18 protein-coding genes are annotated in these 19,217 nt (G+C 70.7%); 16 read left to right on the top strand and 2 right to left on the bottom strand.

Annotation, left to right across the window (positions count from 1 at the left end; translation table 11 throughout):
• Positions 1 to 32: 32 nt before the first annotated feature.
• From VGZ23_01895 to VGZ23_01825, 15 genes are all read left to right on the top strand, one after another.
• Positions 33 to 1,172 (top strand): cysteine desulfurase family protein, encoded by a 1,140-nt coding sequence (locus tag VGZ23_01895; GenBank protein HEV2356354.1) that lies wholly within the window; start codon positions 33 to 35, stop codon positions 1,170 to 1,172.
• 110 nt (positions 1,173 to 1,282) lie between these two features.
• Positions 1,283 to 1,636: an NADH-quinone oxidoreductase subunit A gene (locus VGZ23_01890; protein HEV2356353.1), complete on the top strand. Its 354-nt coding sequence runs from the start codon at positions 1,283 to 1,285 to the stop codon at positions 1,634 to 1,636.
• Entirely contained in the window at positions 1,633 to 2,115 is a 483-nt protein-coding gene (locus VGZ23_01885; protein HEV2356352.1) for an NADH-quinone oxidoreductase subunit B family protein, read from the top strand. Before VGZ23_01890 ends, VGZ23_01885 begins: the two co-directional genes overlap by 4 nt.
• Before the next feature lie 22 nt (positions 2,116 to 2,137).
• The gene (locus VGZ23_01880) at positions 2,138 to 2,770 is read left to right on the top strand and encodes an NADH-quinone oxidoreductase subunit C (GenBank protein HEV2356351.1); all 633 of its coding nucleotides are present in this window, start codon (positions 2,138 to 2,140) and stop codon (positions 2,768 to 2,770) included.
• Positions 2,767 to 3,954, top strand: a complete 1,188-nt coding sequence (locus VGZ23_01875; GenBank protein HEV2356350.1) for an NADH-quinone oxidoreductase subunit D — start codon at positions 2,767 to 2,769, stop codon at positions 3,952 to 3,954. Before VGZ23_01880 ends, VGZ23_01875 begins: the two co-directional genes overlap by 4 nt.
• Positions 3,954 to 4,433 carry an NAD(P)H-dependent oxidoreductase subunit E gene (locus tag VGZ23_01870; GenBank protein ID HEV2356349.1) on the top strand — a complete coding sequence of 160 codons (480 nt, stop codon included), beginning with the start codon at positions 3,954 to 3,956 and terminating at the stop codon, positions 4,431 to 4,433. The genes VGZ23_01875 and VGZ23_01870 overlap by 1 nt, the downstream gene beginning before the upstream one ends.
• Positions 4,426 to 5,775 carry an NADH-quinone oxidoreductase subunit NuoF gene (gene nuoF / locus VGZ23_01865; protein HEV2356348.1) on the top strand — a complete coding sequence of 450 codons (1,350 nt, stop codon included), beginning with the start codon at positions 4,426 to 4,428 and terminating at the stop codon, positions 5,773 to 5,775. The genes VGZ23_01870 and nuoF overlap by 8 nt, the downstream gene beginning before the upstream one ends.
• Positions 5,772 to 8,441, top strand: a complete 2,670-nt coding sequence (gene nuoG / locus VGZ23_01860) for an NADH-quinone oxidoreductase subunit NuoG (protein ID HEV2356347.1) — start codon at positions 5,772 to 5,774, stop codon at positions 8,439 to 8,441. The genes nuoF and nuoG overlap by 4 nt, the downstream gene beginning before the upstream one ends.
• A gap of 10 nt (positions 8,442 to 8,451) precedes the next feature.
• On the top strand, positions 8,452 to 9,441 hold the full coding sequence (gene nuoH / locus VGZ23_01855; protein HEV2356346.1) for an NADH-quinone oxidoreductase subunit NuoH: 990 nt from the start codon (positions 8,452 to 8,454) through the stop codon (positions 9,439 to 9,441).
• A complete protein-coding gene (nuoI, locus tag VGZ23_01850) occupies positions 9,438 to 9,935 on the top strand; it encodes an NADH-quinone oxidoreductase subunit NuoI (GenBank protein ID HEV2356345.1) in 498 nt (165 codons plus the stop codon). Before nuoH ends, nuoI begins: the two co-directional genes overlap by 4 nt.
• Before the next feature lie 74 nt (positions 9,936 to 10,009).
• On the top strand, positions 10,010 to 10,567 hold the full coding sequence (locus VGZ23_01845) for an NADH-quinone oxidoreductase subunit J (GenBank protein ID HEV2356344.1): 558 nt from the start codon (positions 10,010 to 10,012) through the stop codon (positions 10,565 to 10,567).
• On the top strand, positions 10,564 to 10,869 hold the full coding sequence (gene nuoK / locus VGZ23_01840; protein ID HEV2356343.1) for an NADH-quinone oxidoreductase subunit NuoK: 306 nt from the start codon (positions 10,564 to 10,566) through the stop codon (positions 10,867 to 10,869). Before VGZ23_01845 ends, nuoK begins: the two co-directional genes overlap by 4 nt.
• A gap of 10 nt (positions 10,870 to 10,879) precedes the next feature.
• Positions 10,880 to 12,781 carry an NADH-quinone oxidoreductase subunit L gene (gene nuoL, locus VGZ23_01835; protein HEV2356342.1) on the top strand — a complete coding sequence of 634 codons (1,902 nt, stop codon included), beginning with the start codon at positions 10,880 to 10,882 and terminating at the stop codon, positions 12,779 to 12,781.
• Between the two features lie 55 nt (positions 12,782 to 12,836).
• Positions 12,837 to 14,420 (top strand): NADH-quinone oxidoreductase subunit M, encoded by a 1,584-nt coding sequence (locus VGZ23_01830; GenBank protein ID HEV2356341.1) that lies wholly within the window; start codon positions 12,837 to 12,839, stop codon positions 14,418 to 14,420.
• Positions 14,417 to 15,862, top strand: a complete 1,446-nt coding sequence (locus VGZ23_01825) for an NADH-quinone oxidoreductase subunit N (protein HEV2356340.1) — start codon at positions 14,417 to 14,419, stop codon at positions 15,860 to 15,862. Before VGZ23_01830 ends, VGZ23_01825 begins: the two co-directional genes overlap by 4 nt.
• Before the next feature lie 27 nt (positions 15,863 to 15,889).
• Here the strand turns inward: VGZ23_01825 and VGZ23_01820 are convergent, their stop codons facing one another.
• Both VGZ23_01820 and VGZ23_01815 read right to left on the bottom strand, forming a co-directional pair.
• Positions 15,890 to 17,839 carry a (Fe-S)-binding protein gene (locus tag VGZ23_01820; protein ID HEV2356339.1) on the bottom strand — a complete coding sequence of 650 codons (1,950 nt, stop codon included), beginning with the start codon at positions 17,837 to 17,839 and terminating at the stop codon, positions 15,890 to 15,892.
• A 269-nt stretch (positions 17,840 to 18,108) separates the two neighbouring features.
• Entirely contained in the window at positions 18,109 to 18,255 is a 147-nt protein-coding gene (locus tag VGZ23_01815; GenBank protein ID HEV2356338.1) for a hypothetical protein, read from the bottom strand.
• Between the two features lie 559 nt (positions 18,256 to 18,814).
• Here VGZ23_01815 and VGZ23_01810 point away from each other — a divergent pair.
• Positions 18,815 to 19,150, top strand: a complete 336-nt coding sequence (locus tag VGZ23_01810; GenBank protein ID HEV2356337.1) for a hypothetical protein — start codon at positions 18,815 to 18,817, stop codon at positions 19,148 to 19,150.
• Positions 19,151 to 19,217: the final 67 nt, after the last annotated feature.

Here is a 19,217-nt window from a genome sequence, read left to right as displayed (position 1 = left end):
GGCGGCACTAGGGGTTCGGGGTCCCGACGGCGGTGAGCGTCTACCTCGACTACGCGGCGACGACCCCCGTGGACCCCCGCGTGCTCGCCGCGATGCTCCCCTACTTCAGCGAGCGCTGGGGCAATGCCAGCAGCACGCATGCCTTCGGGCAGGAGGCGCGGGCGGCGGTAGACCGCGCGAGGCAAGAGGTCGCCGCGCTGCTCGGCGCGCGGCCGGGCGAGATCGTCTTCACCGGCGGCGCGACCGAGGCCGACAACCTGGCGGTGCTCGGCGTCGCAAGCGCCGCCGGACGCGCCGGGGGGCACGTGATTACGTCCGCGATCGAGCACCACGCGATCCTCGAGGCGTGCCAGGTGCTCCGACAGCGCGGCGTCGAGGTGACGGAGGTGCCGGTCGGCGCGTCCGGGATCGTGGATCCGGACGACGTGCGCCGCGCCCTGCGGCCGGACACCGCGTTGATCTCGATCATTGCGGCCAACAATGAGATCGGCACGCTGCAGCCGCTGCCGGAGATCGGGACCGTCGCGCGGGAGCACGGCGTGCCGTTCCATTCGGACGCGACCCAATGGGTCGGCGCGCTGCCGTCGCGGGTCGACGACCTGCGCGTCGACCTGCTTTCGCTTTCCGGTCACAAGCGGTACGGGCCGAAGGGCGTCGGCGCCCTCTACGTGCGGACCGGCACGCCGCTCACGCCGCTGCAGCGAGGCGGGGGCCACGAGCGCGGCCGCCGCGGCGGAACCGAAAACGTGCCGGGGATCGTCGGGTTCGGCGCGGCGCTGCGCATCGCCGGCGAGACGATGGAGGCGGAGACGGCGCGCCTCGCCGGCCTGCGCGACCGCCTGATCCAGGGCGCGCTCGGCATTCCCGGGGTCGCGTTGAACGGCGATCCCGTCCGCCGGCTTCCGAACAACGTGAATCTCTCGGTCGAGGGCACCGACGGCCAGTCGCTGGTGATCGGCCTCGACCTCCGCGGCGTCGCGGTGAGCGCGGGCGCGGCATGCTCCTCGGGGACGATCGAGGCGTCCCACGTGCTCACGGCTCTCGGCCTCCCGGCCGAGCGCGCGATGTCCGCGATCCGGCTGACACTCGGCCGGCCGACGGAGGCGGCGGAGGTCGAGGCGGCGCTCGAGGCGCTGCGCGCCGTGGTGACGCAGGTGCGGCGCGCGGCGTAGCGGAGGCGCCGCCCGCGCTCGTTGACACTACTTGGCGCTTCTGCAATTATGGGCGGTGAGCGCCTGTCGGGCGCGGCGTCACAGCGTTGGCACTCCAGAGGGGCACATCGATGTCGGGCTACGTCCCCGTGCTGGTGCACTTCACGCTCGCGCTCCTCCTCGCCGGCACGCTGATGGGTCTCCACATGGCGGTCGGAGGCCGGCGCGCGACGCTGCAAAAGGGCCTGCCGTACGAGGCCGGCGTGTGGCCGTCCGGCAGCGCCCGGGAGCGCGTTCCCATTCGCTACTATCTCGTCGCCATGCTGTTCATTCTGTTCGACGTGGAGATCGTGTTCGTCTATCCGTGGGCGGTGCTCGTCCGCGAGTTGGGGCCGGCCGGCATCGGCGAGATGTTCGCCTTCCTCGGGCTGCTGGCCGTCGGCTACGTCTACATCCTGAAGCGGAGGGCCCTCGAGTGGGAGTGATCGCGACCGAGCGCGACGTCGAGCGCAACGTCCTCACGACGACGATCGACCGGCTGCTCAACTGGGCGCGCGCGAGTTCGGTGTGGCCCGTGCAGTTCGGCCTGGCGTGCTGCGCCATCGAGATGATGTCGAGCGCCGCGTCGCGCTTCGACATCGCGCGGTACGGCTCCGAGTTGTTCCGCGCCTCGCCGCGGCAGGCCGATCTCATGATCGTCGCCGGCCGGGTCAGTCAGAAGATGGCGCCGGTCGTCCGCCACATCTACGACCAGATGCTCGAGCCCAAGTGGGTCATCGCGATGGGCGACTGCGCCAGCACGGGCGGGCTCTACAACAACTACGCCGTCGTGCAGGGCGTCGACAAGGTCATCCCGGTCGACGTCTACATCGCCGGCTGCCCGCCGCGGCCCGAAGCCCTGCTCCACGGCCTGGGTCTGCTGCAAGACCTGATCGCGCGCGGCGCCACCGCCCGGCAGCGCTAGGCCTGTGGATCGCGAGGCGGGGATGCAGGAGTCGCTCCTCGACCGGCTGCGCCCCCACGTGCCGTGGGGCCTCACCACGCCGCGGGAGGAGCGAGGCCGCGCGATCATCCTCGTCACGGTCGGCGCCCTGCTCGACGTGCTGCGTGCCGCGCGCGAACGGCTCGGCCTCGACATGCTGATCGATCTTACGGCGTGGGACCGCCTCCCGTCCGTGCCCCGCTTCGAAGCGGTCTACCTGCTCGGCCGCGCCGGCTCGGGCGACCGCCTGACCGTCAAAGTGCAGGTGGACGGCGAGCCGCCGCGCCTGCCGACGGCGACGGCGCTTTACCCGGCGGCCGCGTTCCCCGAGCGCGAAGTCTACGACATGTTCGGCGTCGTGTTCGACGGCCATCCCGACCTGCGGCGGATTCTCATGCCGGACGACTGGGAAGGCCATCCGCTGCGCCGCGACATCCCGCTGTCCGAGGAGCCCGTCGAGTTCCACGGGCACACGCCGAAGGTGCCGAGCGCGATCATCCCCTACTTCCCGCCGGGCAGCGGATCGGGGTCGGGCGGCGCCGCCGCGCCGAGCGCGGGATCCCCCGCCCCCTCCAGGGGGGACGCCGGCGGCGACGCCCCCGCGCCCGACCCGGGCGCCGGGGAGGATCGGAAATGACGGACGCGGTCGCGCACGGGGGCGAGACCCTCACCCTGAACGTCGGGCCGCAGCACCCCGGGACGCACGGCGTGCTGCGCCTCGTCCTCGAGCTGGAGGGGGAGATCATCCGGCGCGTGACGCCGGAGCTCGGGTATCTCCACACCGGCATCGAGAAAGAGATGGAGGCGCGCACCTATCTGCAGAACGTCACTCTGGTCGACCGGGTCGAATACCTGGCGAACTACAACGAAGAGATGGCGTTCTACCTCGCCGTTGAGCGCCTGCTCGGCGTCGAACCGCCGCCCCGCGCGCGGGCGATCCGGCTGCTCATGTGCGAACTCAACCGGATCGGCAGCCACCTCATCTATCTCGCCGCGGCCGCGCTCGACGTGAACGTCAGCAGCGTGTTCATGTACGCGATGACCGACCGCGAGAAATACCTCGATCTCTCCGAAATGCTGTCGGGCCAGCGCATGATGCCCGGTTACTTCCGTCCCGGCGGCGTCGCGCTCGATCTGCCGGACGGGTTCGTCGCGGCGGCGCGGGCCTTTCTCGACGATCTGCCGGGCCGGCTCGACGAGTACGAACGGCTGCTCGACGACAATCTGATCTGGCGGGAGCGGCTGGAAGGCGTGGCGGTGCTGTCGCGGGAGGACGCCGTCGCGCTCGGGGCGACCGGGCCGGTGCTGCGGGGCTCGGGCGTCGCGCACGACTGCCGCAAGGTGTTGCCCTACGGCGGCTACGACGCGGTCGAGTTCGATGTGCCGATCCGCACCGAGGGGGACGCCTACGCGCGGTACCGCGTGCGGATGGAGGAGATGCGGCAGAGCCGGCGGATCGCGCTCGCGGTCCTCGACCGTCTGCCGGACGGGCCGATCATCGTGGACGACCGCAAGATCGCACTGCCCCCGCGCGCGGAACTCGCCCGGAGCATGGAGGCCGTGATCCATCAGTTCAAGCTGGTGAGCGAGGGGATCCGTCCGCCGGCCGGCGACAGCTACGTGGCAACCGAATCGCCCCGCGGCGAGAAGGGGTACTTCATCGTGAGCGACGGCAGCAACCGCCCGGTCCGCGCGCACATCCGGGCGGCGTCCTTCTACAATCTTCAGACGCTGCCGGCGATGCTGGAGGGCCACCCGCTCTCGGATCTCGTCGTCGCGATCGCGAGCATCGACATCGTGCTGGGAGACGTGGACCGGTAGTGGCCCGCCTCCTCTCGCCGGAGACGCTCGAGACGATCGCCGCGTCACGGGCCCGCTACGCCCGGGCCCAGTCGGCGCTCCTGCCGGCGCTGCACGCGGCGCAGGCGCAGGTCGGCTACCTGCCCGAGCCCGCGCTCGCCGACGTCGCGGACGCCCTCGGCGTGCCGCTTACGGAGGTGGCGGCCGTCGCGACGTTTTATTCGATGTTCCACACGGAGCGGATCGGGCGGCACGTGGTGCGCGTGTGCACGAACCTGTCGTGCCAGCTGAACGGCGCGGAGCCCGTGCTCGACCGGCTGTGCGCGCGGCTCGGCATCCGGCCCGGACAGACGACCGCGGATGGCGGCGTGACGCTCGAGATCGCGGAGTGCCTGGCCGCGTGCGAAGAGGCGCCGGTGCTGCTGGCGGACGCCGATCGCGTCGCGCGGGTCACCCCCGACGCGGTCGACGGCCTCGTCCGGGCGCTTGCGGATGGCTGAGCCCATCCTCACGAGGCATCTCGGTCCCGAGCGCGCGTCCATCGACGCGTATCTCGCGACGGGCGGCTACCAGGCCGCGTCGCGGGCGCTCCGGACGATGACCCCGGACCAGGTCGTCGAGGTGGTCGACCAGAGCGGCCTCCGAGGCCGCGGCGGTGCCGGCTTCCCGACCGGGCGCAAGTGGAAACTGACGCCGAAGCGCGAGGGCGAGCCCCGGTACCTGGTCGTGAACGCGGACGAGGGGGAGCCGGGCACGTTCAAGGACCGGACGCTCATCGAGGGCGACCCGCACGCGATCCTCGAGGGCAGCCTCATCACCGCCTACGCGAACGACGTGCACCAGGCCTACATCTATCTCCGCGGCGAGTTCTTCCTCGGGTACGACCGGCTCCGCCGGGCGCTGGCGGACGCGTACGCGCGGGGATACTTCGGCCGCGACATCCTCGGGAGCGGCTTCGACCTCGAGATGACGATCCACCGCGGCGCCGGGGCCTACATCTGCGGCGAGGAGACGGCGCTGCTCGAGAGCCTCGAGGGCCGGCGGGCGTTCCCGCGGCAGAAGCCGCCGTACTATCCCGCCGTGCGCGGCCTCTACGACCGGCCGACCGTGCTCAACAACGCGGAGACGATGGCGCACGTCCCCTACATCGTGGCGATGGGGCCGGAGGCCTATAAGGCGGCCGGGCCGCCCATCCTGTACTCGGTCTCGGGGCACGTGGTGCGCCCGGGGGTCAAAGAGCTGCCGATCGGCACGCCCCTGCGCGAGATCATCTTCGAGCACGCCGGGGGGCTCCGGCCCGGCCGGACGCTCAAGGCCATCTATCCCGGCGGGTGTTCGTCGGCGATTCTGCTGCCCGAGCACCTCGATACCCCCGCGGACTTCGACTCGCTGGCGAAGATCGGGACCATGCTCGGCTCGAGCGCGATCATCGTGATGGACGATACGACCTGCATTCCGGCCCTGGTGGGGAGGGCGGTGGAGTTCTATCGCGACGAGTCGTGCGGCAAGTGCACGCCGTGCCGGGAAGGCACCGTCTGGCTGAGCCAGATCTTCGAGCGGATCCTCGGCGGGCACGGCCGGATGGAGGACCTCGGCCTCCTCGACGACATCGCCCGTAACATGACGGGTACGTGCTTCTGCCTGCTCGGGGAGAGCGTGCCGCCGACCCTCCGGGCGTCACTCACGTACTTCCGCGACGAGTACGTCCGCCACATCCAGACCGGCACGTGCGACTTGGCGCCGGCGACCGTGGCATACGCCGAGCGCGGTTCGCGTGTCACGCCGACGCCGCTGAGCAACCACGCCGGGGGCCACGACGCGAACGAGGGTGTGAGGACATGAGCCGCGCCGCCGCGGATCCGCCCCCGGCCCCCGACTCGCGCGGGGTGGTCCTGCGCCCCGGGCCTTCGACCGGCCAGGGCACCGAGGCGACCCGCAGGCTGGATTGGCCCGCGGCCGCGCCGCCGGGGCCGGCCGTCCCGATGGTCCACCTGACGATCGACGGCCGGACCGTGGCCGTTCCCAAGGGAACGACGGTCTGGCAGGCCGCCCGCCAGATAGGCATCGAGATCCCGGTGTTCTGCTACCACGACCGCATGCCGCCGCTCGGCGCGTGCCGGATGTGCTTCGTCGAGGTGGAGAAGATGCCGAAACTCGCCACCTCGTGCACGCTCGAGGCCCTGGAGGACATGGTCGTGCGCACGGCCACCGAGCGCGTAAAGCAGGGGCAGCGCGGCATCCTCGAGTTCCTGCTGGTCAACCACCCGCTCGACTGCCCGATCTGCGACAAGGGCGGCGAGTGTCCGCTGCAGGACAACACGCTCAAGTTCGGTCCCGGCGCGAGCCGGTTCGTCGAAACGAAGCGCACCTACGGCAAGCACGTGCGCATGGGCTCCGTCCTGGTGCTCGACCGCGAGCGCTGCGTGCTCTGCTGGCGGTGCGTCCGGTTCGGCGAGCTCGTCGCAGGCGACGACGCGCTGAAGGGCTTCGAACGAGGATACCACAGCCAGATCGCGACGCCGTTCATGGAGCCCGTGGAGAGCAAGTTCATCGGCAACACGATCGCCATCTGTCCGGTCGGGGCGCTGACGAGCGCGACGTATCGGTTCCGCTCGCGGCCGTGGGACATCCGCCAGCACGAGAGCGTCTGTGCCCACTGCGGGTGCGGGTGCGCGACGACACTCGACGTGCGGGACAACGACCTGACCCGGACCCGCGCCCGCGAGCATCCGGAGATCAACGACGTCTGGCTCTGCGACAAGGGGTTCTTCGGCTACGAGTTCACGGGGAGCCGCGACCGGCTTCGCACGCCGCTCGTCCGGGACGGCGGGGCGCTGCGCGACGCGACGTGGGACGAGGCGCTCGACCGGGTCGCGGAAGCGGTGCGGCGGACGCCGTCCGACCGGATCGGCGTGATCGGCGGCGCCCGCGGCACGAACGAAGACGCGTATCTCCTGACCCGAGTGTTTCGCGGGATCGTGGGCACCAACTCGATCGACTTCCGCGACGACACGGCCTTTCCGCTTCCGGCCGCGGAGGCGCCGTGGGGGCTCGGCCGGCCGATCAGCGACGTCGAGCACGCCGATGTGATCGTGCTGCTCGGCTGCGATCTGACCGAGGAGTACCCGATCATCTGGCTGCGGGTCAAGAAGGCAGTCGACCGCGGCGCGCGACTCGTGATCGCGAATCCCTGGGCGCTCGAGATCGCCCGGTGGGCCCGCCACAACATCACCTACCGCCGGGGGAGCGAGCCGGCGATCCTCGAGGCCCTGGCCGGCGGGGGCGCCCCCCCCCCGGACGGGGGCAGGCCGGACGGGGCGTCGCGGGCGTCGGACGTTGATGCCGCGGCGCTGCGCGACGTCGCGGCGCTGCTCGCCGCCGCCGAGCGGCCACTCGTGCTCGCCGGCCACACGGCCCTTGAGCAGCCCGAAGGCCGCGCGGTGGTCGCGTCGCTCCACGCCCTCGGCGCCGCGTATCCGGCGGTGACGACCGGCCTGCTGCGCGGGCGCGGCAACGCGGGCGGCGCCCAGTCGCTCGGCGTCTTGCCGGATTTGCTTCCCGGGTACCGGCCGCTCGCCGACGCGGCGGCACGGGCGTCCGTAGAGGCGGTGTGGGGCCGTCCGATCCCGGCGGCCCCCGGCCGGACGGTCCGGGAGATGCTCGCCGGCGCCCGCGACGGCCGTGTGGTGATGCTGTATGTCGTCGGGGCCGATCCGGCGACGTCGTACCCTGATGCCGCGGCGTGGCGGGCGGCGCGGGAGCGGCTCGACGTGCTGGTGGTCCATGACGCGTTTCTCACGGCGACCGCCGCGGCCGCCGACGTCGTGCTGCCCGTGTTGACCTCCGCGGAGAAGTCCGGCACCGTGGGCAATCTCGAAGGCCGCGTCCAGCACCAGGCGCAGGCGGTGGTCGGCCCGGGGGAGGCGCGCTCGGACTCGGCGATCCTGAGTGCCTTGGCCGCCCGGCTCGGGGTTCCGCTCGCGTTCTCGTCGTGGGAAGAAGTCACGTCTGAGATCGCCCGCCTGATCCCCGGGTGGGCGCCGGACGCGCGCATCGCTCCGCCGCCGATTGCGCCCGCGGCGATGGTACCGGTCCCCGCCCCCGCACCCGGGCGGGGAGAGGCGGCGCCGCACGACGGGGCGCTCGTGTTGCTGGCCGGAACCAAACTGTTCGACCGCGGGACGATGGCGCTTCGCTGTCCGGGGGTCCGCGCACAGGCCGGCGAGCCGTTCGTCGCGCTCCATCCCGGTGACGCCGGCCGGCTGGGGCTCGCCGAGGGCAGTGTGTGCGAAGTGCGCTCGGCGCGCGGCGCGCTCCGGCTGCCGGTGCGCTTGTGGCCCGGTCTTCATCCCGGGCACGCCTACGTGCCGCGCGGCTTCGATGCGGCCCCGGTCACCGCGCTGCTCGACGAGCGCGAGGCGGTCTGGGTGACCGTGCACGCGCTCGCATCCCTCGTGCCCCCGGCCGGCCCCGCCCCCCGGCGGGGGCAGGCCGGGGCGGCCGGGTAGGGGCGGCTTGGTGGCGGCGGCCCTCCTCGTGACCGCGATCAAAAGCGCCGTGATCCTCGTCGGCGTGCTCACCGCATTCGCGTACACGACGCTGCTCGAACGCCGGTTGCTCGCGCGCTTTCAACTGCGCCTCGGACCGAACCGCGTCGGGCCGTGGGGCCTCTTCCAACCGCTCGCCGACGGCATCAAGCTGATCTTCAAGGAAGATTTTCGGCCGGCGGGCGCCGACGCGATCGTCTACCTCGCGGCGCCGCTCATCTCCGTTGTCGCGGCGCTGTTCGTGTACGCTGTGATCCCAATCGGCCCGCCGGTGCGGCTGTTCGGCCGCGAGGTCACGCTGTACGTTGCGAACGTGAACATCGGCATTCTCCTCGTGCTCGCCGCGAGCAGCGTCGGCGTGTACGGCGTGATCCTCGGCGGCTGGTCGTCCGACAGCAAGTACTCGCTGCTCGGCGGGTTGCGCTCGAGTGCCCAGGTGCTCTCGTATGAGCTGTCCCTCGGCCTGGCGGTGCTCGGCGTGATCATGGCCGCGCACTCGCTCAGCCTCGTCGACATCGTCGACGCGCAGCGCCGGGGATGGTTCATCCTCCGCCAGCCGCTCGCGTTCGTGCTGTTTCTAATCGCGGGGTTCGCGGAGACCAACCGGGCGCCGTTCGACCTCCCCGAGGCCGAGCAGGAGCTGACGGGCGGGTTTCAAACCGAGTACGGCGGCTTCAAGTTTGCCATGTTCTACGTCGGGGAGTACATCGGCATGATCACGATGGGGGCGCTCGTGACGACGCTGTTCCTCGGCGGCTGGCAGGGTCCGGTCCTGCCGCCGGTCCTGTGGTTTCTGGTGAAGGTGTTCGTCGTTGTCTGCTTCTTCATCTGGGTGCGCGCGACGCTCCCGCGGGTCCGGTACGATCATCTCATGGCGCTCGGCTGGAAGATCCTGATGCCGGCCGGTCTGCTCAACATCGCGGTGACGGCGTGCGTGATCGTCTGGGGCGGCGCGCGATGACCCCGTCTTTCGCGGGGCGAGCGGCGCCGCACCTCCGGCAGGCCTGGGCGATGGTCAAGGGCCTCGGTATCGTCGGCCGGTACCTGCTTCGCCGGCCGGTGACGACGACGTATCCGGACCGCCGCCCGGCCGTCGCGCCGCGCTTCAAGGGCCGCCACTACCTCACGCTGTTCGCCGACGGCATGGAACGATGCGTGGGGTGCGAGCTGTGCGTCATCGTTTGCCCGAGCCAGTCAATTTTCGTACGCGCCGCGGAAAACGATCCGCTGGCCCCGCACTCCAAGGGGGAGCGGTACGCGACCGACTTTCAGATCAACATGCTGCGCTGCATTTTCTGCGGACTCTGCGAGGAAGCGTGCCCGACCGGCGCGATCGTCCTGGGGCACGACTACGAGCTCAGCGCGACCACCCGCGGCGACCTGATCTACACGAAAAACCGCCTGACCGAGCAGTATCCGGGCGAATCCGGACGCGATCCCCACCGGGAGGTGTAGGCTTACGGGGACCAGACCGTGCCGTTGATCCCGGCGGCAGTGGATCACAAGGCGTCGCTGGCCGACGCGTCTTGATGGGGGACGTGGTCCTCTTCTGGATCACGGCCGTCTGCGCGCTTGCCGGCGGCGCCGGCGTGATCGGCTCGCGGCGCCCCGTGCACAGCGCCCTCGGCCTGCTGCTCGTGCTGCTGAGCCTCGCCGTAGACTACCTGTTGCTGGACGCCCAGTTCATCGCCGCCGCCCAGGTCATCATCTACGCCGGCGCGATCGTCGTGCTGTTCGTTTTCATCATCATGCTGCTGCACGCGCACACCGGCGAGGGCGCGAGCGCCGGGGCGTTTGCCGGCCCGGCGGGCGTGCCGGTCATGCTCGCCCTGTGCGCGCTGCTCGGCGCGGGCCTGCTCGTGCTGGTGGGCCCCCGGCCCGGCCTGCCCCCGGGGGGGGGCGGGCCGGCCGTCCCGCCGGCGTTCGGGACGGTCCAGGCCGTCGGGCGGGCGCTGTTCGGCCGTTACCTGCTGCCGTTTGAAGCCGCGTCGCTCGTGCTGCTGGCCGGCATGATCGGCGCCGTCGCGTTGGGCCGCCGGCTGGAGCCGCGTGAACGGACCACGCCGGGGGGGACGACGCGAACATGAGCGTGCCGGCGCCGTTTTACCTGGGCCTCAGCGCGGTTCTGTTCGCGATGGGGACGGCCGGCGTTCTCGTGCGGCGGTCCGCGCTGATCGTGTTCATGTCGGTCGAGCTGATGCTCAACGCCGTCAACCTGACGCTCGTGACGTTCGCGCGGCTGCACGGGACGGTGGACGGCCAGGTCCTTGTCTTCTTCGTGCTCGTGGTGGCGGCGGCGGAGGTGGTCGTGGGTCTCGCGATCATCGTCGACGTCTTCCGCTCGCGGGAGACGATCGACATCGACGACGCGGACGCGCTGCGCGGATGAGGCCCCCCGCATGACCGGCGACGTCTACGCGGTGGGCATCGTCATGCTGCCGCTGGCCGGCTGGGCCGTCCTGGGCCTCTTCGGCGGCCGGTGGCCCGCGCGCGTGACGGCGACGATCGCCTGCGGCACGGTGCTGGCCGCGTTCGTCGCCGCGGCGCTCGCGTTCCGGGCGCTGGCCGCGATGCCGCCGGAGTCCCGCACCCTAACCGTTGACGTGTACCGGTGGATCGCCGCGGGCCCGGTCACCATCCCGTTCCGGCTGCTCCTCGACCCGCTCTCGGCCGCGATGGCGCTCGTCGTGACCGGCGTCGGGGCGCTGATCCACATCTACTCGATCGGGTACATGGCCGGCGACCCCGGGCTCAGCCGCTACTTCGCCTACATGAACCTGTTCATGGCCGCGATGCTCCTGCTCGTGCTGGCCGGCAACCTGGCCGTCATGTTCATCGGCTGGGAAGGGGTCGGCCTCTGCAGCTACCTGCTGATCGCGTTCTGGTTCGAACGCCCCGCCGCGGCCCGCGCCGGTGTCAAGGCGTTTGTGGTGACGCGGTTGGGGGACGTGGGCTTTCTCCTCGGCATCTTCACGGTGTTCGGCGTGTTCGGGACGCTCGACTTCACGGCGATCACCGGGGCGGCCGCGTCGCGTCTCGCCCTCGGCGGGACCGCGGCGACGGCGATCGCCCTGCTGCTGTTCCTGGGGGCGGCCGGCAAGTCCGCGCAGCTGCCTCTGCACGTCTGGCTGCCGGACGCGATGGAAGGCCCGACGCCCGTGAGCGCGCTGATCCACGCCGCGACGATGGTCACGGCGGGTGTCTACATGGTCGTCCGGCTCCACGCCGTGTACGCGCGGGCGCCGCTGGCGCTCGACGTCGTCGCGATCACGGGGGCGGTGACGGCGATCTTCGCGGCCGCCGCGGCCCTGGTAGAGCCCGATCTCAAGCGCGTGCTCGCGTACTCGACGATCAGCCAGGTGGGCTACATGTTCCTGGGCGTCGGTACTGCCGCCTGGAGCGCGGGCATGTTCCATCTGACGACCCATGCGGTCTTCAAAGCCCTCTTGTTCCTGGCCGCGGGGGCGGTCATGCACGCGCTCGGCGGGGAGACGGACATGCGCCGGATGGGCGGTCTGGCGCGCCGGCTCCCTCGGACCGCCGCGGCGTTCGGGATCGGGGCCCTTGCGCTCGCGGGGATCCCGCCCTTTGCAGGGTTCTTCAGCAAGGAGCAGATCCTCGGCGAGACGTTCGCGGCCGGCCACGTCTGGCTGTGGGCCGTCGGGCTCGTCGCGGCGGGCGTCACGGCATTCTACATCACGCGCGCCGACGTCCTGACCTTCGGCGGCCGCGCCGATCGCGAGGCGGCGGGCGCCCAGGCGGCCGTGCCGCACGACCCTCCCGCCGTGATGTGGTGGCCGATGATCGTGCTCGCCGTGCTCGCCATCGTCGTGGGCGCCGTGCTCGAGCACGTGCCGGCCTCCCCCTGGCTCCGTCCGGTGGTCGAGTCGGGCCTCGCGTCGTCCTCCGCCGGGCCGGCGGCGCCGCTCGGCGGGACGGTCTACGGGCTGCTCCTCGCCGGAAGCGTTGCCGTCGCCGTGGCCGGCCTCGCGCTCGGATGGCTCGTGTACGCGCGCGGGGCGCTCCGCGGCCGGGCCCCGGTGCTGGGCGCGGTGCTCGCGCACCGCTTCTTCATCGAGGATCTGTACGACGCGGCGATCGTGGGGCCGTCGAAGACCGTGGCAGTGCGCGCCGCGGCGTTCGACCGCGGAGTGCTCGACCGGGCCGTCCTCGGCGTCGCGGACGGTCTCGGACGGAGTGGGGCCGCCCTTCGCCGTCTTCAGAGCGGCTACCTCAGACATTACGCCGCGTTCGTCCTGATCGGAGCCCTCCTCATCCTCGCGTACTGGATGTTTCGATGACGGCAACCAGTGACTCGCGGACGCGCACGATCGATGACGCGCGGGGCCGTCGATAGTGCTCACGGTGCTGATCGCGCTTCCCCTTGCCGGCGCCGCGGCCGTGGTCCTCACGGACGCGCGCCGGCCGGGCGCCGCCCGCACTATCGGGCTCGCCGCCGCGGCCGCGGCCTTTCTGGTCGCGGTCCGGGTCTGGATCGCGTTTCACTCCGGGCAGCCGGGGCTTCAGTTCGAAGAGCGCGCGGCGTGGATTGCCGCGGCCGGGATTACGTACCACCTCGGCGTAGACGGGCTCTCGGTCAGTCTGACCGCGCTCGTCACGTTGCTCGTGCCGCTGGCGCTTCTGGCATCGGCGGAGCAGGTGGGGGAGCGCACCAAAGGGTTCGTCCTCACGATGCTCCTGCTCGAAGCCGGACTGCTGGGGACGTTTCTCGCCCAGGACCTCGTCTTGTTCTACGTGTTCTGGGAGGCGATGCTCATTCCGATGTACTTCCTCATTGCGTTGTGGGGCGGGCCGGCGAGACGCGCGGCGGCGATCAAGTTTCTGCTGTACACGATGACCGGCAGCGTGCTCATGCTGCTCGCGATCGTCGCCGTGTATCTCCAGGGCGGGCGCGTCCTCGGCACCCCGACGTTCGACCTGCCGGCGCTCCTGGCCCGGCCGCTCGGGTGGACGCCCGGCGTCGAAGGGGTGCTCTTTGGGGCATTCGCGGCGGCCTTCGCGATCAAAATGCCGGTCTGGCCGCTGCATACCTGGTTGCCGGACGCCTACGCCGAAGCGCCGCCGGCGGTGACCGTGCTGCTCGCCGGGTTGATGGCGAAGGCGGGCGCCTACGGCCTTCTGCGCTTCGGCCTGCCGCTGTTCCCCGAGGCGGTCCGGGCCTGGGGCCCCCTGCTGGCTGCGCTGGCGGTGGTGGGCATCCTCTACGGCGGGGCGGTCGCATGGGCGCAGGGCGACCTCCGGCGGCTCCTCGCGTACGGGAGCTTGAGTCACATGGGCTTCATCCTGCTCGGCATCTCCGCGCTCGACGTCCCGGCGGTGCAGGGCAGCGTGCTGCAGATGATCAATCACGGCGTCAGCACGGGCGCGCTATTCGTGCTCGCCGGGATGCTGATCGCGCGGACGGGCAAGACGCGCACCGACGCGTACGGCGGCCTCGCGTCGGCCGCGCCGGCGCTGGCCGCGTTCACCCTGATCGTCGTCGTCTCGTCGCTCGCCCTCCCGGGCACCAACGGCTTCGTCGGTGAGTTCCTCATCCTGCTCGGGACGTACGAGACGCGTCCGGTGTACGCGGTCCTGGCGGCCGTCGGGGTCGTGGTGGCCGCCGCGTATCTGCTCGCGTTCGTGGGCCGGATTTTTCACGGTCCGCTCCGCGCGGATCTGCGCGGCGTCGCCGATCTTCGCCCGCGCGACTACGCGGTGCTCGCGCCCCTGGTCGCGATGATTTTTTGGGTGGGGTGGATGCCCGGTCCGCTGCTTGGGCGGAGCGAGGCGACGGTGCGGGAGCTGCTGCGCGCGCCCGCGGTCGTGGCCGGGCTGGCCGCGACCGCGGCGGTGCCCGCTCACCGCCCGCCAGAATCGGACTCCCGGGCCGCCGCGGTGCGCGCGGGTTCGCGTCTCCGGCCGGAGCGCCGTCCATGACCTGGAACGATCTCGCCGCCGCCGCCCCGGAGATCATCGTCGTGCTGACCGCGTGCGCCGTGCTGATTCAAGATTCCTGGGCGACCGGCGGCGCCTTGGAAGCCGACCGCCGCAGGCCGACGACGGTCTGGATCGCGCTCGCCGGCGTGGGCGCGGCGATCGCCGCGGCCGTCGCCCGCGCCGACGCGCCGCGGGTCGCGTTCGGGGGAATGTACGTGCGGGACGCGATCACCCGGCTCGCCGACCTGCTGGCGCTCGGGACGGCCGGGCTCGGGGTGCTGCTCGCCGCGGGGTACGTACGCTGGCGGCGGCTGCCGGCCGGCGAATACTACGCGCTCGTTCTGCTCAGCACCGCCGGCGCCATGGTGATGGCCGCGAGCCGCAATCTGATCGTGCTCTTTCTCGGTCTCGAAACGCTCAGTCTGCCGCTCTACGTGCTCGCCGCGCTGGCGCGGCGCAGCACGCGGTCGCAGGAAGCCGGACTGAAGTACCTGCTGCTCGGCGCGTTTGCGACGGCGTTCTTCGTCTACGGCCTTGCGCTCGTGTACGGCGCGGCCGGCACGCTCGATCTCGCCGCGCTGGCCGCGGTCCCGGCCTCGCCCCTCCTCGGCGGCGGCCTCGCGCTGCTCACGATCGGGCTCGGCTTCGAGGCGGCGGTGGTGCCGTTCCACGGCTGGGCGCCGGACGTCTACGAGGGCGCGCCGCTGCCGGCCGTGGCCTACATGTCGGTCGCGGCGAAGGTCGGCGCGTTCGCGGGCCTGATTCGGGTCTTTCCCCAGGCGCTGGCCCACGTCGCGGGAGTGTGGGGACCGATGTTCCAGACGCTGGCCATCGCGACCATGGTGCTCGGCAACCTGGCCGCGCTTCCTCAGACCAACATCAAGCGCCTCCTGGCCTATTCGAGCGTCGCCCACGCGGGGTACATGCTGATCGGGGTGGCCGCCGGCGGGACGGCCGGTACCGGCGCCGTGCTGTTCTACCTGGCCGTCTACGGTGCCATGAACCTCGGCGCGTTCGGCGTGCTGCTGCTTCTCGACCGGCCCGGAGCCGGGGCGGAGGCGGACCGGATCGAGGATCTCGCGGGGCTTGGGGCCCGCGCCCCGTGGGCGGCGTGGGCGCTTGCGATCTGTCTTTTGTCGCTCGCCGGGCTGCCGCCGACCGGCGGGTTCATCGCGAAACTCTACCTGTTCCGCGCGGCGCTCGGGGCCGGACAGACCGGCCTCGCCCTCGTCGCCGTCCTCTCGAGCGTCGTCTCGGTCTTCTATTATATGCGCGTCGCCTACGTCGCGCTGTCGGGGGAGGCCCCGCCGGGGGTGGCGGTGCGGCGCGACGCGCTGGCGGGCGCGGCGCTGGCCCTCGCCGCGGCCGGCGTCCTGGTCTACGGCATCGTGCCGGCGCGGCTCACCGCGGCGGCGCTGCAGGCCGCCGCGCTGCTCAAGTAATCGCCCGCGAACGATGGTGCCGGGAATTCAATCGGCGACGCTCTTGCGTAGAAGTTCCGCGATGTCCATGGGACGCCATGACGTGTGTCCGGCGGCGGCGCTCTCCTCCAGCATCAGCATGCAGAAGGGACACGCGGTGGCCACGATGTCCGCACCGGCCGCGGTGACGTGGCCGCCCCGCACATGATTGACGCGCTGGCCCACGCGCTCGTCGATCCAGTAGAGGCCGCCCCCCGCACCGCAACAGAACCCGCGCTCCCGGCACTGCGCCATCTCCACGAGATGAGCGCCGGGGAGCGCCCGCAGGACCTGCCGCGGCGCCTCGTACTCGCTGTTGTGGCGGCCGAGATAGCACGGATCATGATACGTGATCGTGCCCTCCACTCCGTCGGCGGGCGCCAGACGTCCCTCGGCAAGGAGCCGCGCCAGCAGCTGCGTGGAGTGGTGCACGTCAAACACCCCGCCAAATTGCGGATACTCGTTCTTCAGGGTGTTGTAGCAGTGCGGACACACCGTGAGAATCTTGGAGACGCCGCGGCGGCGCAGTGCTTCAATGTTCTTCTGAGCGAGGGCCTGAAACAGATACTCGTTGCCGATGCGCCGCGCCGGGTCGCCGGTACATTGCTCGTCATTCCCCAGAATGGCGAAGTCGACGCCACATCGCCGCAGCAGGTCGACGAGGGCCCGCAGCGGCGGATGATTGCGCTCGTTCAACGCGGACGCGCAGCCGACCCACAGAAGCCACTCCGCGGACTGATTGTCGCCTAGGATCGGGACGTCCATGCCGGCCGCCCACGCCGTGCGGGAGATCCCGGCGCCGCGGAACGGGGTGCCGCGCGCGTCAAGGCTGCGGACGGCGTCTTCCAGGGTCTTCGGCACCCGCGCCTGCTCCATCATCAGGTGCCGGCGCATGCCGACGATCTTGTCGATATGGTCGTTGGTCGCCGGACACTCCTCCACGCACGCCCCGCAGGTCAGACACTGCCAGAGAAAATCCTCCGAAAACACTCCACCCACCAGCGCGGGTACCTGCCCGCCGCTATGCCCCGTCCCGCCGATCCGATGGAGCTGCCGGCGCAGGTCGGTGTGGAGCCGCCGGGGATCCAATTCCTTGCCGGTGCTGTTGGCCGGGCAGACCTCCGTGCAACGACCGCATTCCATGCATGCGAACGTGTCCAGCAGGTCCTTCCAGGTCAAGTGCTCCACCGATGAGACGCCGACGACCTCGGCCTGCTCGATCTCGATCGGTTCGAGCGCGCCCTGGTGACGCCCTTTCCGCAGCGCGACGTTGGGGATGAGGGTCACCAGGTGAAGATGCTTCCCCTCGGGGATCAGGGTAAGGAAAAACAGGATGATGAGCAGGTGTCCCCACAGCGCGGTCTCGTAGACCCCTCGCACGACGGGTCGCGGCGCGCCGGCCAAGAACTCCGCCGCAAGACTCGACAGCACCGCGCCCCGCCCCCACGCCGGCCGCTCGAGCACGATTTGGGCTCCGCGGGACACGAGCAGCGCCGCCATGATTCCGGCAATGAGCGCGAGAATGAGATAGGCGCCGCGGCGGTCCTGACCTTCCAGGCGCTTCGGCCGGATCACCAGCCTCACCCACAACGCCATGCCGATGCCCGCCAAAACCAAGGCGATGAAGATGTCCTGGACAAAGGCCAGGAGCGGCGCGCCGCCGATCCAGGGCAGCGTCCAGCCCGGCCGGACCGCCTCGCCTGCCGCCTGGACGATGGTGGTGAGCAGGACGAGAAAGCCCCAGAAGATGCACAAGTGCAGCAGACCGAACAGCGGCCGTCGCAGGACCCTCCGGTGCAGGAAGACCTGCACCATCAGGTCGCGCAGCCGTACGGACAGCGGCGCCAACGGCACCGGACCGCGGCCCAGTCGAATGAGCCTGTAGATCCGCCGGAGTTTGCTGGTGAAGACCCCGCCGGCGAGGAGGATCAAGCAACTCAGAATCAGCGCGCGCGCCACGGTGGGCATACCCTTAGGAGCTTTCCGGCCGGCAAGTCCCCGCGATCAACGGCGTCGGTATCTCGCAGTGTTCTCTAGCGACTCCCGAGCATGCCACATTGAACCTGAATTTCCGTTCTTGGTTCTGAAATCCTTTCATCGGAGAAACCTGCGGCGGGGAGCGCGTCCCCTGACCGTCCTCGTCTCACGGGTACAGGACGGGAGGCTCTCCTTTGCGGTGGGATCGCTCAGGAGAGCCGCCCGCGATCTCGACGTGCTCACTCGACCGACTAAAACCCGTGGTCGAGTTCGTGGTCCCGGTCCTGCACGCCGACGGTCTGATTGCCGTCGGCACTCTGCGCGAGCGCCGGGGCCGCCGCCAACGCCAGCACCACTCCGAGAACGAGCAGCCCGATTGCCTTCCGGATCGCGTCCATTGTCTTTCCTCCTTCTCCGGGTTTGGACCCGGCGCGTCTTGTCTTGCGGGTCTATCGTACTCGCGCCGCGCCGGCACCGCGATGAGCCGGCGCACAGCCGGAGTGTGAAACGCGCCATACTCGCGGGCGAATGTGCGGAGTTCGGAGACGTATGCGCAGGCCGCAAAACGGCCTACGCCTGTTGACGCAGGGTGGAAGGACCATACGGCGCACCGTCGAACGTCGCGCATAATCGGGGCGAGAACGTGCCGCCAATCCCGGAGGTCTCCTCGATGCCTGGCCTGCCGTCCGGGACTGTTACATTTCTATGCACGGACGTCGAGGATCTTTCAGGCCCTTCACCCCGAACTGCCCGATGGTACGCCCGTGCGAATTCGTCGCGCCGGTGGAGGCGGCGGGGCAGGATCGCGAACAGGAATCGAGAAGGACGAGCCATTTTCACACGCCGCCAGGGGGAGGAGCCATGAAGCGCTGGAGTGTCTTAGGTCTTACCGTGCTGTGTGGCGCTGCCGTTGTCTGGCTATCGTATGCTGTGCCGGTCCTGCGAGCCGAGGACGACATGATGCTTGCACCGAGCCTTCCGCGTGGGTTCACGGCCACGAAAGCAGTTCCCCTGGGTACGCAGGGAATGCCCCACGTGATCAAGATCGTCTTCTATCGCGTGGAAGCGCAGCCGGGCGCGAAGTGGCCGAATCTTAAGCGGCCGTCGGATGTCTGGGACTTCTGTTACGGACTGGCGGGCGAAATGACGATGACGCTCGCCAATAAGACAAACGCCGCCATCACACCCAGCACGGCGTTCACCTTTGCGGCCGGCAGCACGACACCGCTCTTCGCCAACAACACCAAACACGTCACCTCATATGTCTGCTGGGAGTTTCTGAGTAAGAAGTAGCGCGTTGACATCAGGCCCCACCGGGGTTAAGGAGATCGAGCGGCGCGTGTGAGCCGTGAGGGCGTTG

This window comes from bacterium (assembly GCA_035945995.1).
Lineage (GTDB): Bacteria > Sysuimicrobiota > Sysuimicrobiia > Sysuimicrobiales > Segetimicrobiaceae > DASSJF01.
Note: the sequence above shows the minus strand (reverse complement) of the source record. Positions and strands in the feature narration are given on the sequence as shown.

Coding starts and splice junctions, on each gene's coding strand:
- VGZ23_01880 (HEV2356351.1), top strand. CDS start 2,138: ATGCAGGAGTCGCTCCTCGACCGGCTGCGCCCCCACGTGCCGTGGGGC.
- nuoF (HEV2356348.1), top strand. CDS start 4,426: ATGGCTGAGCCCATCCTCACGAGGCATCTCGGTCCCGAGCGCGCGTCC.
- nuoG (HEV2356347.1), top strand. CDS start 5,772: ATGAGCCGCGCCGCCGCGGATCCGCCCCCGGCCCCCGACTCGCGCGGG.
- VGZ23_01845 (HEV2356344.1), top strand. CDS start 10,010: ATGGGGGACGTGGTCCTCTTCTGGATCACGGCCGTCTGCGCGCTTGCC.
- nuoK (HEV2356343.1), top strand. CDS start 10,564: ATGAGCGTGCCGGCGCCGTTTTACCTGGGCCTCAGCGCGGTTCTGTTC.
- VGZ23_01825 (HEV2356340.1), top strand. CDS start 14,417: ATGACCTGGAACGATCTCGCCGCCGCCGCCCCGGAGATCATCGTCGTG.
- VGZ23_01890 (HEV2356353.1), top strand. CDS start 1,283: ATGTCGGGCTACGTCCCCGTGCTGGTGCACTTCACGCTCGCGCTCCTC.
- nuoI (HEV2356345.1), top strand. CDS start 9,438: ATGACCCCGTCTTTCGCGGGGCGAGCGGCGCCGCACCTCCGGCAGGCC.
- VGZ23_01815 (HEV2356338.1), bottom strand. CDS start 18,255: ATGGACGCGATCCGGAAGGCAATCGGGCTGCTCGTTCTCGGAGTGGTG.
- VGZ23_01810 (HEV2356337.1), top strand. CDS start 18,815: ATGATGCTTGCACCGAGCCTTCCGCGTGGGTTCACGGCCACGAAAGCA.
- nuoL (HEV2356342.1), top strand. CDS start 10,880: ATGACCGGCGACGTCTACGCGGTGGGCATCGTCATGCTGCCGCTGGCC.
- VGZ23_01875 (HEV2356350.1), top strand. CDS start 2,767: ATGACGGACGCGGTCGCGCACGGGGGCGAGACCCTCACCCTGAACGTC.